Annotated in this window: 12 protein-coding genes; 3 read left to right on the forward strand and 9 right to left on the reverse strand. The window is 74.9% G+C overall.

The window, feature by feature from the left end:
* Positions 1–9 precede the first annotated feature (9 nt).
* Both BM242_RS26220 and BM242_RS26225 read right to left on the reverse strand, forming a co-directional pair.
* Entirely contained in the window at positions 10–1,200 is a 1,191-nt protein-coding gene (locus BM242_RS26220; RefSeq protein ID WP_093841424.1) for an acyl-CoA dehydrogenase family protein, read from the reverse strand.
* Positions 1,201–1,432: 232 nt separating this feature from the next.
* A complete protein-coding gene (locus tag BM242_RS26225; protein WP_093841425.1) occupies positions 1,433–3,070 on the reverse strand; it encodes an MFS transporter in 1,638 nt (545 codons plus the stop codon).
* A 520-nt stretch (positions 3,071–3,590) separates the two neighbouring features.
* Here BM242_RS26225 and BM242_RS26230 point away from each other — a divergent pair.
* Positions 3,591–4,583 carry a phosphatase PAP2 family protein gene (locus BM242_RS26230; protein WP_425443937.1) on the forward strand — a complete coding sequence of 331 codons (993 nt, stop codon included), beginning with the start codon at positions 3,591–3,593 and terminating at the stop codon, positions 4,581–4,583.
* Between the two features lie 58 nt (positions 4,584–4,641).
* On the opposite strand, the gene BM242_RS26235 is transcribed toward BM242_RS26230, so the two are convergent.
* On the reverse strand, positions 4,642–4,857 hold the full coding sequence (locus BM242_RS26235) for an I78 family peptidase inhibitor (protein WP_093841458.1): 216 nt from the start codon (positions 4,855–4,857) through the stop codon (positions 4,642–4,644).
* A gap of 511 nt (positions 4,858–5,368) precedes the next feature.
* On the opposite strand from BM242_RS26235, the gene BM242_RS26240 reads away from it, so the two are divergent.
* Both BM242_RS26240 and BM242_RS26245 read left to right on the forward strand, forming a co-directional pair.
* Complete coding sequence (locus BM242_RS26240; protein ID WP_093841426.1) at positions 5,369–6,172, forward strand: hypothetical protein; 804 nt, start codon at positions 5,369–5,371, stop codon at positions 6,170–6,172.
* A 207-nt stretch (positions 6,173–6,379) separates the two neighbouring features.
* The gene (locus BM242_RS26245; protein WP_342747011.1) at positions 6,380–6,721 is read left to right on the forward strand and encodes a hypothetical protein; all 342 of its coding nucleotides are present in this window, start codon (positions 6,380–6,382) and stop codon (positions 6,719–6,721) included.
* A gap of 27 nt (positions 6,722–6,748) precedes the next feature.
* Here the strand turns inward: BM242_RS26245 and der are convergent, their stop codons facing one another.
* The 6 genes from der to BM242_RS26275 all read right to left on the reverse strand — a co-directional run bounded on the left by der (position 6,749) and on the right by BM242_RS26275 (position 13,232).
* Positions 6,749–8,269: a ribosome biogenesis GTPase Der gene (gene der, locus BM242_RS26250; RefSeq protein ID WP_093841427.1), complete on the reverse strand. Its 1,521-nt coding sequence runs from the start codon at positions 8,267–8,269 to the stop codon at positions 6,749–6,751.
* 82 nt (positions 8,270–8,351) lie between these two features.
* The gene (gene cmk / locus BM242_RS26255; protein ID WP_093841428.1) at positions 8,352–9,080 is read right to left on the reverse strand and encodes a (d)CMP kinase; all 729 of its coding nucleotides are present in this window, start codon (positions 9,078–9,080) and stop codon (positions 8,352–8,354) included.
* Positions 9,081–9,254: 174 nt separating this feature from the next.
* Positions 9,255–10,340 carry a prephenate dehydrogenase gene (locus BM242_RS26260; protein ID WP_093841429.1) on the reverse strand — a complete coding sequence of 362 codons (1,086 nt, stop codon included), beginning with the start codon at positions 10,338–10,340 and terminating at the stop codon, positions 9,255–9,257.
* A 29-nt stretch (positions 10,341–10,369) separates the two neighbouring features.
* Positions 10,370–11,368 (reverse strand): pseudouridine synthase, encoded by a 999-nt coding sequence (locus tag BM242_RS26265; RefSeq protein ID WP_093841430.1) that lies wholly within the window; start codon positions 11,366–11,368, stop codon positions 10,370–10,372.
* Positions 11,369–11,409: 41 nt separating this feature from the next.
* Positions 11,410–12,114: an SMC-Scp complex subunit ScpB gene (scpB, locus tag BM242_RS26270; protein ID WP_093841431.1), complete on the reverse strand. Its 705-nt coding sequence runs from the start codon at positions 12,112–12,114 to the stop codon at positions 11,410–11,412.
* Complete coding sequence (locus BM242_RS26275; protein WP_093841432.1) at positions 12,111–13,232, reverse strand: segregation and condensation protein A; 1,122 nt, start codon at positions 13,230–13,232, stop codon at positions 12,111–12,113. The genes scpB and BM242_RS26275 overlap by 4 nt, the downstream gene beginning before the upstream one ends.
* Positions 13,233–13,277 lie beyond the last annotated feature (45 nt).

Consider the following 13,277-nt stretch of genomic DNA (forward strand, 5'->3'; position numbering starts at 1 on the left):
CCGGCCGGGTCAGCCGCGGAAGGCGTCCAGCCCGGTCAGGGCCTTGCCCAGCACGAGCTGGTGCATCTCGGAGGTGCCCTCGTAGGTGAGCACCGACTCCAGATTGGTGGCGTGCCGCATCACCGGATACTCCAGGGAGATGCCGTTGGCGCCCAGCACGGTGCGGGCCGTGCGGCAGATCTCCAGCGCCTCGCGGACATTGTTCAGCTTGCCGAAACTCACCTGCTCCGGCCGCAGTTTCCCGGCGTCCAGCCGCCGCCCGAGGTGGTGCGCCAGCAGCATCCCCTTGTGCAGCTCCACCGCCATGTCGGCCAGTTTGGCCTGGGTGAGCTGGAAGGCGCCGATGGGCCGCCCGAACTGCTCACGGGTGCGCGCATAGTCCAGCGCCGCCCGGAAGCAGCTGCGGGCCGCTCCCATGGCGCCCCAGACAATGCCGTAGCGGGCGTGGCCGAGGCAGGCCAGCGGGGCGCCCAGGCCGCGCGCCCCGGGCAGCAGGGCGCCGGCCGGCAGCCGCACCTCGTCCAGCACCAGCTCGCTGGTGACCGAGGCGCGCAGGGACCACTTGTGCCGGATCTCCGGGGCGCTGAAGCCGGGGCTGTCGGTGGGCACGGCGAAGCCGCGGATGCCCTCCTCGGTGCGGGCCCAGACCACCGCCACGCCGGCCACCGAGCCGTTGGTGATCCACATCTTGCGGCCGCTGAGCACCCAGTCGCCGCCGTCGCGGCGGGCCGAGGTGCGCATGGCGCCGGGGTCGGAGCCGTGGTCCGGCTCGGTCAGCCCGAAGCAGCCGATCACCTCGCCGGACGCCATCCGCGGCAGCCACTCGCGTCTGAGCTCCTCCGAACCGAAGCGGTGCAGCGCGTACATGGCCAGCGAGCCCTGCACCGAGACCAGGGAGCGGATGCCGGAGTCGGCGGCCTCCAGCTCCAGGCAGGCCAGGCCGTACTGGAGCGCGGAGGCGCCGGCGCAGCCGTAGCCCTCCAGCGTCATGCCCAGGGCGCCCAGCGCGCCCAGCTCCCGGGCCAGCTCCCGGACGGCGGGCAGCTCGCCGCGCTCGTACCAGCCGGCGATCTCCGGCAGCACCCGGTCCGCGGCCCAGCTGCGCACGGTCTCCCGCACCGCGAGATCCTCGGGCGCGAGCAGGTCGTCGATCCCGAGCGGGTCGGCGGGATCGAAGGGGGGCAGGGGCTCTGCGGCCATCGTTACGCCTCCGGTGCGAGGAAGTCCCGGTCAGGGGCCGAAGCCCCGCCAGACGCTACGGGCCGGTAACCCCGCCCGGCAAGCATCCCCTCCCGCGCTGTGGCCTCCCCCACCCCGGGCCCCGCACGCCGCGGCACCCGCACACCCCCCACTCGCGCGCCCCCAGTCGCGGGCCCCCGGTCGCGGGCCCGCGCTCCGTCCCGGCCCGCGGCGCGCCCGGTGCCGGGCGGCCTCAGCGGTCGGCGGGGGGCGGCGGGGTGCCCAGATCGCGCGGCAGGCGGAGCGCGGCCACCGCGCCGGCGAGCAGCAGCAGCGCGCTGACCACCAGCACGCTGTGGGTACCGCTGACGAACGCGTGCCGGGCGGTCAGCCGCAGCGCCTCACCGGCCTCGCCCCCCACCTGGTCGGCCACCGCGTACGCCTCGGCCAGGGAGTGCCGCGCGGCGGCCAGATCGGCCTCCGCCAGGCCCGCGACCCGGCCCACCCCGGGCCCGTAGACGGCGTTCATGATGCTGCCCAGCAGCGCGATGCCCAGCCCGGCCCCGAACTGGTAGGCCGTCTCGCCGATCGCCGCCGCCTCCCCGGCCTGCGCGGCCGGGGCATCGCTGAGCATCGACTCATAGGCGCCGAACAGCGTGGTCTCCAGCCCGAAGCCGAGCATCACGAAGGCGGCGGTCAGCAGTCCCGGCCGGTCCTGCTCGCCCAGTCCGAGCAGGGCCAGCACGGCCACCGCGGTGAGCAGGAAGCCGAGCGACACCATGGTGCGCGGGCCCATCAGGGTGAGCATCCGGGAGCCGGCCAGACCGGCGGCGACGGCCGCCACGCTCAGCGGCAGCAGCCGCAGCCCGGTCTGCAGCGGGCTGAGCCCGAAGACGAGCTGGAGGTACTGGGCGGCGACCAGCGCGAGCCCGACCAGCGCCAGCACGGTGAGCACGATGCAGCCGACCGCGGTGCCGAAGGCCGCCCGGCGGAACGCCGAGAGATCCAGCAGCGGGCAGTGCCGCCGCCGCTGGCGGCGGACGAACACGGTCAGCAGGGCCGCGCCCAGACCGGCCAGCAGCAGCGTGCCCGGCGAGAAGAGGTCCCCGCCGCCCGCCCGCTTCACGGCCAGGATCACGCCGAACAGCCCGCCGGCGGCCAGCACCGCCCCCAGCACGTCCCAGGGCCCGGTGCCGTCCCCGGTGCACTCCGGCAGCAGCCAGCGGCCCACCGGCAGGCAGACGGCCATCAGCGGGATGTTGATCAGAAAGACCGAGCCCCACCAGAAGTGTTCCAGCAGCACCCCGCCGACCAGCGGACCGAGCGCCGCCCCCACCGCCGCCACGGCGCTCCACACACCGATCGCCAGCGCGCGCTCCCGCCGGTCCGGGAAGACGTGCCGCAGCAGCGAGAGCGTGGCCGGCATGATCATGGCCCCGCCGACGCCCAGCAGCGCCCGGGCGGCGATCAGCACTTCCGGCGAACCGGCCAGCGCGGCCAGCGCGGAGGCGCCGCCGAAGCAGCCGTATCCGAGCAGCAGCACCCGGCGGCGGCCCACCCGGTCCCCCAGGGTGCCGAACAGGATCAGCAGCGAGGCGCAGACCAGCGGGTAGATGTCCACGATCCACAGCAGCGCGATGGGACCGGGCCGCAGATCCGCGGTGACCGCGGGCACCGCCACATGGAGCACGGTGGCGTCGACGGCGACCAGCAGCAGGCTGGCGCAGAGCACGGCCAGCACCGCCCAGCGGTTGCGCGCGCCGCGCGGCCCGGGACCGCCCCGGACGGCACCGCCGGCCGGGCGGGGAGCGGCGGTGCCGGGGATCGCTGCGTGCCGGGCGACATCGCCTTGGACCGTTGCTGATCCGGGCGTGGTCGTGGATCCCGGCATCTGCGCACCTCCCTCGATGGCCTCCCGGCCCGACCGGCACCGACTGATCTGGCCGCGCCGTTCCGGCCGTGACGAACGGGGGACCGCCCGGTGGGGAGCCGGAGCGGGACCGCGCACGGGGACGGTGCGGGGCAGATGGTCAGCTAGCGTACGTCAGCCGCCGGGAGGGCCGTGCACACACCGTTCCGGCGGGGGGCGGGTGCACCGCCCGCCCGGTGTCCGCACCGACGTGGCCGGCCGGCCCGGCGGTTGCGGGGCGTACGGCCCGGCACGCGTCCGTGGCATTCCCGTACCGCCGCCGTGACCGGATCCGGGACCGGTTCCCGGCGGCCCGCCGAAATGTGCCGGCCCGGACGTCGGCGGCCATTGATTCAGTCATGAACAAGGTGAATCATCCACCGCGGGCATTCGGCAAAACCAGGGGATCGACGTCCCGATTCCGATAGCGAAGACATCACATAGGGATCACGAAGACCGGCGCGAGACGGAACCCCGCCATCACCGGCTGTAATGTTGAGGAGTGCCTATCGACCGTCTCTTTGCCCGACTGGAGCAGGAGCCGCAGCGCCCGGACGCCGCGATTCCGCGCATGAGCCGTACGCGAAGGTCGATCCTGGGTGCCACCCTGGCCTTCTACGCGCTGATCGTGTACGCGGTGCTGAGCACCTCGTGGCTGGTCAGGCTGGACTGGCAGGTGATGCTCTTCCGGCCCTACAAGCAGTGGCCCGGGCTGCACGCCTTCCTGGACTACTTCGTGGTGCTGGGCCAGCGCGGCCCCACGGCGGTGCTGATCGCCGCCTGGCTGGGCTGGCGGTCCTGGCGGCAGCGCACCCTGCGCCCACTGCTGGTGATGGCCGCCGCGCTGCTGCTGCTCAATGTCAGCGTGGGGGCGGCCAAGCTCGGCATGGCCCGCGAGGGCCCGCACTACGCCAACGTCATAGGCTCCAACGAGATGTTCCTGACCGGGGACATATTTCCCTCGGGGCACACCGCCAACGCGGTCGTGACCTGGGGAATCCTGGCGTATCTGGCCACCACCTCGCGGGCCCGGCGGATCCTGTCGGTGACCGCCGCGGTGTTCGCGCTCGGGGTCGGCACCACCACGGTCTACCTGGGCACCCACTGGGTGACCGATGTGCTGCTCGGCTGGGCCGCGGGGCTGGCGGTGCTGCTGGCCATGCCGTGGTTCGAGCCGATCGTCGCCTGGGCCGAGTGGCGGCTGCTGACCACCCGGGACGCGCTGCGCGCGGGCTACCGGACGTTCCGGGCGTATGCGCCGGAGGCGCTCCACCCGCACGCCGCCGGGCAGGGGCTGCACGGGGTGCGGGCCGGGGAGCCGGCCGCCCCGCCCCGGCATCCGGAGCCGCAGCCGGCCGGAGCGGCGCGGGGCGTGCCACAGCTCACCGGGGAACTGCGGCCCTGGCATCCGGCGGCCCGCCCACAGGGCGGCCACCAGGGCAGTCCGGCCGGGTACGGCGAGCAGCCGGCGGGCCGTCCGGTCGGCAGCCACTGAGCGCGCCGCGGCACGGGTCCCGGGCCATGGCGGCCCGGGCCGCCCGGCGGCCCGTGGCTCAGCCCTGCCAGCAGCGCACCACCCGGTCGTCCCGCACCGCGAGGTTGAGGCGGCCGGCGCGGTACTCCATGGTGATGACCGCGTCCGGCGGCACCACCCGTACCGTGGTCCAGCCGCGGTCCCGGGCCCGCTGCTCGGCAGCGTGCGCGGGCAGGCCCAGATAGCCGTCTGTCTCGTCGCGGGGCAGACCCGCCCCGCCGGGTTCCGGTGACATGCCGCCCACCGTACGGGGTGGCGCGGACACCCGGAAGTTCCGGCCCGGTCCTTGCCCTGTCACCATTCCGTCACGGAACGCCCGGCGTGCGGCCCCGTTCGGCAACGATGTTCCGTAGCCCATTCGGACGTGGCGGTAATTCACATTTCCCGCCGCCCGGCCGCCGCCGGACCGCCGCCGAAAAAGTTCCGGCAATATGACGGTCGCGAGCGGATGGGAGCGGCGGTCCCGGCCGCAACTCCCATTGCCCCGGCGTTCCCGCGTGTTCCCCCGCTCACCGGCGGAATTACCCACGGTGTCCGCCGGAGGCCACTTCCGTGCCCGGCCGCCCCGCGGCCACGGGCAGTACGGCCCCGGCGCCCCGGCCCGGGCGCGACACCGCGGCGCGCCTCTGCGGCGTGCGCCCGGGGGATGCCGCGCGCGCCGTAAGGCCGTGACAAAAGCCGCCGCCCGCCGTTGGACACGTCGCAGCCTCATCAGGCGGCGGAGATTCCGATTCCGAGGAGCGTCTGTGTCCCTCATGCTCGACGTCAGTGATGACGTACGTGCCGAGCTCGGCGATGAAGAAGCCGACCGACTCCTGGCCGGCGAGAACGCGCCGCGCACCTACGACTGCACGTCGTGCCAGTCCCCCGGCGACAGTTCCCGGCAGCGCACCAGCACCGTGCTGTTCGTGGGCGACGAGACGGCCGTGCTGGCCTTCGCCCACGCGGACTGCTTCCCCTCCCAGGTGGTCCCGGTCTCCGAGGAACAGCTCAAGGGCGCGGTGCGGTCCATCACCGGCGGCAACGGCGGGCAGCAGTCCGCCCCCACCGCGGCGGACATCCCGGGGGCAGATCCCGGCCAGGCGGTGCTCAGCGTGACCTGTGGCCAGGTGCTGCTCGGGGATGAGCTGTATCCGGCGATGGTGGTGGAGCCCAGCGCCCCGGTGGTGCGCCCCGGCAGCGAGGGACCGGGCGACGACTTCCTGCCGCTGCTGATCGAGCACGGTTTCATGCCGGTGATGGAGATGAACAAGCCGCCGTCCGAGATGGCCGGCTGGTCGGTACTGGTGGTCAACGGCCGGCTGCACTCGGTGCTCCAGCCGGGCCTGGTCGGCGGCCCCACGGTCTCCTGGTGGGAGGCCCACCAGCCGCTGCCGGTCACCGACGAATGGCGGTCGGCGGCCCGGCAGCGCAACAGCGTGCTGGTCTACGCGGCCCCGGCCGGATCGATCGGGCGCCAGCCGCGCGAGGACCTGCTGCGGACGGCGCTGGACGGCGCCGCCTCGCGCGGCCTGCTGGTGGGCGGTTCCATGCCGCTCTCCGGCACCTGACCGGACGGCGCCGGTCCCGGGGACGCGGGGCAGCACTCAGGACGGCTGGGGCGTCCGGAGGGCTGCCCCGCATCGTTGCCGCGTATCGTCGCTCCGCCCGGCGCCGGGAGCCCGCCGCCGCTCCGCGCACCGCAGGAGCGTGTGGGGCGTTCAGGGGGTGCCGGACGCGCGCCCGCATCCGCCGGGTGATCTGATCGTTGGAGAAGCGTGCAGCATTTCCATGTCTCCGCCTCCGCCTCCGGCTCCGCCACGTCCGCCACGTCCGGACGCCACCGCTCCATCCCCGCCATGCGTCCGGTCTACGAGGAACCGGGCGAGCGTTCGGCCACGCCGATCTACGACTCGCTGTGCGCCGAATACCGGCGGCTGTTCCGGGCCGTGCCCGGGGAGCGGCAGGGCGAGGAGGCGCTGGGCTTCCGCGGCTTCGCCGCGCTGAGCTGGCTCGGCGCCACCTACGGCAGCCGGAACCCGGCCGCGGAGAAGAGCGCCCGGCACGCCCTGCCGGCCGGCGGCCGGGAGACCGGCCCGGCCGAGCGCGGCGGGCGCTGAGCCGCACCGCGCCCGGCACCGGCCGGCTCAGTCGTGACGGCGGGCCTTGCCCTTGGCGCCCTTGCCGGTACCGCGCTTCTCCCGCACCCGGACCGAGAGATGGATCGGGGTGCCCTCGAAACCGAATTCCTCGCGCAGCCGCCGTTCGATGAAACGGCGGTAGCCCGCCTCCAGGAATCCGGTGGCGAACAGCACGAAGCGCGGCGGCCGGGCCCCGGCCTGGGTCCCGAACAGGATGCGCGGCTGTTTGCCGCCCCGCACCGGGTGCGGATGGGCGGCGACCAGCTCGCCGAGGAAGGAATTGAGCTTGCCGGTCGGCACCCGGGTCTGCCAGCCCTCCAGGGCCCGCTCCAGCGCCGGGACCAGCTTGTCCAGATGACGTCCGGTGGCGGCCGAGATGTTGACCCGCGGCGCCCATCGGACCTGGGCGAGATCGCGCTCGATCTCCCGCTCCAGATAGTGCCGGCGTTCCTCGTCCAGGGTGTCCCACTTGTTGTAGGCGATGACCAGGGCCCGGCCGGCCTCCACCGCCATGGTCAGGATGCGGGTGTCCTGCACGCTGATGGTGTCGGAGGCGTCGATGAGCACCACCGCGGCCTCGGCCTTCTCCAGGGCGGCGGCGGTGCGCAGCGAGGCGTAGTAGTCGGCGCCGGCCTGAAGGTGGGTGCGGCGGCGGATGCCGGCCGTGTCGACAAAGACCCATGGCTTGCCGCCCAGCTCCACCACTTCGTCCACCGGGTCGCGGGTGGTGCCGGCCAGTTCGTTGACCACCACCCGTTCCTCGCCCGCCACCTTGTTCAGAAGTGACGACTTGCCGACATTGGGGCGGCCGATCAGGGCGATCCGGCGGGGGCCGCCCGGCGCCACCGAGAAGGTCTCCGGCGGGGCCTCGGGCATGGCCCGGAGCACCGCGTCCAGCAGGTCCCCGGTGCCGCGGCCGTGCAGCGCGGAGACCGGATGCGGCTCGCCGACGCCCAGCGACCACAGAGCGGCGGCATCCGCCTCGCCGGACGGGCCGTCCACCTTGTTGGCGCACAGCACCACCGGCTTCCCGGTGCGGCGCAGCAGCCTGACCATGTTCTCGTCGGTGTCGGTGGCACCCACCGAGGCGTCCACCACGAAGACCACGGCGTCGGCGGCCTCGATGGCGAACTCGGCCTGGGCCGCCACCGACGCCTCGATGCCGAGCACGTCCTGCTCCCAGCCGCCGGTGTCCACCACCTTGAAGCGGCGGCCGGCCCACTCGGCCTGGTAGGTCACCCGGTCCCGGGTGACTCCGGGACGGTCCTCGACCACGGCCTCGCGGCGGCCCAGGATGCGGTTGACCAGAGTCGACTTGCCGACATTGGGCCGGCCGATCACGGCGAGCACCGGGAGCCGTCCGCTCCCCTTGGCGAGTTCGCTGTCGACCTCGGCGGCCTCGAAGCCCTCCTCGGCCGCGAGGCGCATGAACTCCTCGTACTCGGCCTCGCCCAGCGCACCGTGCGGGGCCTCGGTGCCCTGGTGGTGCCCCGGGGAATGCCCCGGGGAATGAAGATCGTCGTGCATGAGTCCTGTCTCGCGTCCGTTGAAGTTGGGGTGCGCCCGGCTCACCGGTCGGTGTGCCCCGCGCACGGCCGGGCGGGCCGCCTCAGCCGGCCACGGCGCCGCGCCGCCGCGCGTCGTCCCGCCGCTGCTCGACCAGGGTGATGATGTGCGCGATCACCTGCTCCAGGGTGAGCTCGGAGGTGTCGATCTCCACCGCGTCCGCCGCCTTGGCGAGCGGGGATGCCGCGCGGCCGGAGTCCGCGGCGTCGCGGCGGGCCAGCGCCTCGCGGGTGGCCTCCAGGGTGGGGGCGCCGGTGGTGCCGGCCAGTTCGCCGTTGCGGCGGGCGGCCCGGGCCTCGGGCGAGGCGGTGAGAAAGATCTTGAGATCGGCGTCGGGCAGCACAGTGGTGCCGATGTCCCGGCCCTCCACCACGATGCCGGGTACGGCGGAGCGGGCGACGGACCGCTGGAGCTCGGTGATCCGGGCACGGATCTCGGGCACCGCGCTGACCGCGCTGACCGCGCCGGTGACCTCCGGGCCGCGGATGGGCCCCGACACATCGGCGCCGTCCACGGTGATGGCGGGATGCGCCGGGTCGGTGCCCGAGACGATCTCCGGCTTGCCGGCGGCCGCGGCCACCGCCGCCGGATCGGCGGTGTCGATCCCGTTGCGCAGCATCCACCAGGTCGCGGCCCGGTACTGGGCCCCGGTGTCGAGGTAGCGCAGGCCCAGGCGGGCCGCGACCGCCCTGGAAGTGCTGGACTTGCCCGTGCCGGACGGCCCGTCGATGGCGACGATGAGAGCGGGGGTAGCAGACACGGCGGGGCGCACCTTTCGAGAGAACCGGAGGAACCGGGGCCTGGACGAGACCGGACAGCGCGGCGACCGTCCCGCACGGGCGCCGGCGGCCCGGGATCCGGCGCCGCGCCTGTGGGCGAAGGGTCCTGGGCAAGGGTAGCCGTTCCGGGCCGGGGCCCGCCGCCGGCCGCCCGCCGGGGCCGGCGGCTACTGGCGGATGGACCAGCCGCGTTCCCGCAGTGCCGCGGTGAGCACCGGGGCGACCGCGGGCTGCACCATGAGCTGCACCAGACCGGCCTGCTGCCCGGTGGCGTGCTCGATCCGCACGTCCTCGACGTTGACCCCGGCCCGCCCGGCGTCGGCGAAGATCCGGGCCAGCTCGCCGGGCCGGTCGCTGATCAGCACCGCCACCGTCTCATAGGCGGCCGGGGCGGCGCCGTGCTTGCCCGGCACCCGGGCCCGGCCGGCGTTGCCGCGGCGCAGCACCGCCTCGATGCCGGCCGCGCCGCCGGCCCGCTTGTGCTCGTCGGCGGACTCCAGGGCGCGCAGCGCCCGCACCGTCTCGTCCAGGTCGGCGGCCACCTCGGCGAGCACATCGGCCACCGGTCCCGGGTTGGCGGACAGGATGTCCACCCACATCGCGGGGTCGGAGGCGGCGATCCGGGTCACGTCCCGGATGCCCTGCCCGCACAGCCGCACGGCGGCCTCCCCGGCCTCCGCGAGCCGGGCCGCCACCAGGCTGGACAGCAGCTGCGGGGTGTGCGAGACCAGGGCCACCGCGCGGTCGTGCGCGTCCGCGTCCATCACCACCGGCACCGCCCGGCACAGCGCCACCAGCTCCAGCGCCAGGTTCAGCACCTCGGTGTCGGTGCCGGCGGTCGGGGTGAGGACCCAGGGCCGGCCCTCGAAGAGTTCGGCGGTGGCCGCCAGCGGCCCGGACCGCTCCCGCCCCGCCATCGGATGGCTGCCCAGGTAGCGGGTGGTGTCGCAGCCCAGGTCGGCCAGTTCGCGGCGCGGCCGGCCCTTGACGCTGGCCACGTCGAGATAGCCGCGGGCGGCCTCCCGGCGCACGGCGTCGGCCAGCACCGGAGCGGTGAGCGCGGGCGGCACGGACACCACGGCCAGGTCCACCGGGCCGTCCGGCGGGGCCTCGGTGCCCGCGCCGAGCGCGGCGGCGGTGCGGACCTGCTCCGGGTCCCGGTCCTCCAGATGGACGCGCACGCCGCGGGCGGAGAGCGCCAGCGCGACGGAGGTGCCGATCAGTCCGGTGCCGATGACGAGGGCGGAGCGCATTGTCCCAGCCTAGACCGGGGCGCCCGGGCCTAGAGACCGACCTCGCGCATGAGCCGGCCCACCTCGGTGTGGGTCATGCGGCGCAGCTTGCCGGACTTCTGGTCGCCGAGGGCGACCGGGCCGAAGTGGGTGCGCACCAGCTTGTCGACCGGGAAACCGGCCTCGGCCAGCATGCGCCGCACGATGTGCTTGCGGCCCTCGTGCAGCACCACCTCGACCAGGTAGTTGTTGCCGACCTGGTCCACCACCCGGAAGTCGTCGGCCCGGACGTAGCCGTCCTCCAGCCGCACGCCCTCGCGCAGCCGCTTGCCCAGGTCGCGCGGGACGGGGCCGGTGATGGCGGCCAGATAGGTCTTGGTGACGCCGAACCGGGGATGGGTGAGCCGGTGGGCCGCCTCACCGTGGTTGGTGAGCAGGATGATGCCCTCGGTCTCGGCGTCCAGCCGCCCGACGTGGAACAGCCGGGTCTCCCGGTCCTGGACGTAGTCGCCCAGGCAGGGACGGCCGTCCGGGTCCTCCATCGCGGAGACCACGCCGACCGGCTTGTTCAGGGCGTAGAAGACATGCCGCTGGGAGGTGACGGTCAGGCCGTCGACCTTGATCTCGTCCCGGTCGGGGTCGACCCGCCGGCCCTGCTCTTGCACGACCGTGCCGTTGACCTCCACCCGGCCCTGGCCGATCAGTTCCTCGCAGCTCCGGCGGGAGCCGAGGCCGGCCCGGGCCAGCACCTTCTGGAGCCGCTCGCCCTCGGGCTCCCCGAAGGTCCTGGGGGGCTTCGCGGCCGGCTTGCCGTGCCGGGCGCGGTGCCGCTCCTCCACCTCGGCCTCGTACTCCCGGGGCCGGCCCGGGACGGGGCGGCCGGCACCGCGGCGGCCCGCCCGGCCGCCGCCGGCCCCGCCGGGGTCCTGGGGATGGCGGCGTTCCTCGGGGCGGGGCCGCCCGGCGCGCTGCCGTTTCCGGTCGCGGTCGTTGCCCGCGCCCCGGTAATTCCTGCTGTTGCCGCTGTTGCTGCTGCCCCTGCTTCGCATCGTGTGTTCCGTCTGTCGTCGTCGGCGCGGCGCGCACGGTGTTACGCGCCCAAGGTCTCGGAGCCGTCGCTGTCGTCCGGAGCGAAGGAGGGCATCCCCTCCGGGCTCTCGGCCTCCACGGCATCGGCCTCGGGGAGGAAGGGCGCCAGCTCGGGAAGCTCGTCCAGGCCGCGCAGGCCCATCCGCTCCAGAAAGTACTGCGTCGTCCCGTACAGGATCGCACCCGTTTCGGGTTCGCTGCCCGCCTCCTCGATCAGACCCCGCTGGAGCAGGGTGCGGATCACGCCGTCGCAGTTGACGCCGCGCACCGCGGAGACCCGGGACCGGCTGACCGGCTGGCGGTAGGCGACCACGGCCAGGGTCTCCAGCGCGGCCTGGGTGAGCCGGGCGGTCTGGCCGTCCAGGACGAAGCGCTCCACGGCGTCGGCGTAGTCGGGGCGGGTGTAGAAGCGCCAGCCACCGGCCACCTCGCGCAGGTCGAAGCCGCGGCCCTGGGCGGCGTACTCCTCGGCCAGCTCGGCCAGGGCCCGCCGCACCCGGTCGGCGGGACGCTCCAGCAGCCGGGCCAGGCGGTCCGCGGCCACCGGCTCGTCCACCACCATCAGCACGGCCTCCAGCGCGGGCTTGAGCTCCAGCGCGGCGACCGTGCTCGCGCCGGCCGGCGGCCGGGCCGCGGGCACGGCGGCGGGGGCGGGGGCGTGGGCGTGGGCGCCGTCCTCGGCCGCCGTCTCCGGTTTCTGGGTCATGCCCGCTTCCTTCCGTGCTCGTTGTGCTGCTGCCGCCGGTCCTCGGTCCCCGGCTCCTGGTCGAACTCGTCGGTCACCAGGGACCGGCCGTCGTCGGCGCCGGTGCCGCTCCACCGGACGGTGAGCGCGCCCAGCGCCTCTTCCTGGTCCAGGGCCACCGCCCGCTCCCGGTACAGCTCCAGCAGCGCCAGGAAGCGGGCCACCACGGTCAGGGTGTCCGGGGCGTCGGCGGTCAGCTCGGCGAAGGTGGCCCGGCCCAGCTCGCGCAGCCGCCCGACCACGATCTCGGCCTGCTCGCGGACGCTGACCAGCGGGGCGTGGATGTGATCGACATAGACCTCGGGCCGGCGGCGGGGCTGCATGGCCTTGACCGCGAGCCGGGCCAGGCCCTCGGGGCCGACCCGGAGGACGACCTCGGGCAGCAGTCCGGCATGGTGCGGCTCCAGGCCGACCGTGCGGGGGCGGGACCGCTCCTCCTCGGCCATCCGCCGCTGGAAGACCGCCGCGACCTGCTTGTACGCCCGGTACTGGAGCAGCCGGGCGAAGAGCAGGTCGCGGGCCTCCAGCAGGGCGAGGTCGTCCTCGTCCTCGACGTGTGCGGAGGGCAGCAGGCGCGCCGCCTTGAGGTCCAGCAGGGTGGCGGCGACGACCAGGAACTCGGTGGTCTGGTCCAGGTCCCAGTCGCCGCCCATGGCGCGGATATGGGCCATGAAGTCGTCGGTGACCCGGGACAGCGCGACCTCGGTGACATCCAGCTTGTGCTTGGCGATGAGCTGGAGCAGCAGGTCGAACGGCCCTTCGAAGTTGTCCAGCACGACCCGGAACCGGCCGTCGTCCGCCGCCGCCCGCTCCGCGGGTTCGCCGGCGGCGGCCCCGCCCGTCTCCGCCGGCTCCGGCACCCGCTCCGGCACCCGCTCCGGCACATCGGCATCGGCTTCCGCGGCGGCGGGCCCGGCCGGGAGGTGGCCGGGAGCCGGGGCGGCGGCCCCGGGCAGCCGCTCCTCCCCCGGCGGCGCCCCGCCCGATGCCGGCGGTCCGGGGCGCGCCGGGGCGGGACCCCGGCCGAGGCGGCGGCGGGGGGCCCTGGCCGGGTCCGGAACGGGATCGGGCGTGGTCATCGCGGGCACCCTATCGGGCCGCTCCCGCCGCGCCCGGGGTGCCGC

It is taken from the genome of Streptomyces aidingensis, assembly GCF_900112355.1.
Lineage (GTDB): Bacteria > Actinomycetota > Actinomycetes > Streptomycetales > Streptomycetaceae > Streptomyces > Streptomyces aidingensis.

Bases quoted from the DNA above. Each gene is read 5' to 3' on its own strand.
- BM242_RS26265 (WP_093841430.1), bottom strand. From the start codon at position 11,368: ATGCGAAGCAGGGGCAGCAGCAACAGCGGCAACAGCAGGAATTACCGG.
- scpB (WP_093841431.1), bottom strand. From the start codon at position 12,114: ATGACCCAGAAACCGGAGACGGCGGCCGAGGACGGCGCCCACGCCCAC.
- der (WP_093841427.1), bottom strand. From the start codon at position 8,269: ATGCACGACGATCTTCATTCCCCGGGGCATTCCCCGGGGCACCACCAG.
- BM242_RS26275 (WP_093841432.1), bottom strand. From the start codon at position 13,232: ATGACCACGCCCGATCCCGTTCCGGACCCGGCCAGGGCCCCCCGCCGC.
- BM242_RS26220 (WP_093841424.1), bottom strand. From the start codon at position 1,200: ATGGCCGCAGAGCCCCTGCCCCCCTTCGATCCCGCCGACCCGCTCGGG.
- BM242_RS26260 (WP_093841429.1), bottom strand. From the start codon at position 10,340: ATGCGCTCCGCCCTCGTCATCGGCACCGGACTGATCGGCACCTCCGTC.
- BM242_RS26225 (WP_093841425.1), bottom strand. From the start codon at position 3,070: ATGCCGGGATCCACGACCACGCCCGGATCAGCAACGGTCCAAGGCGAT.
- BM242_RS26235 (WP_093841458.1), bottom strand. From the start codon at position 4,857: ATGTCACCGGAACCCGGCGGGGCGGGTCTGCCCCGCGACGAGACAGAC.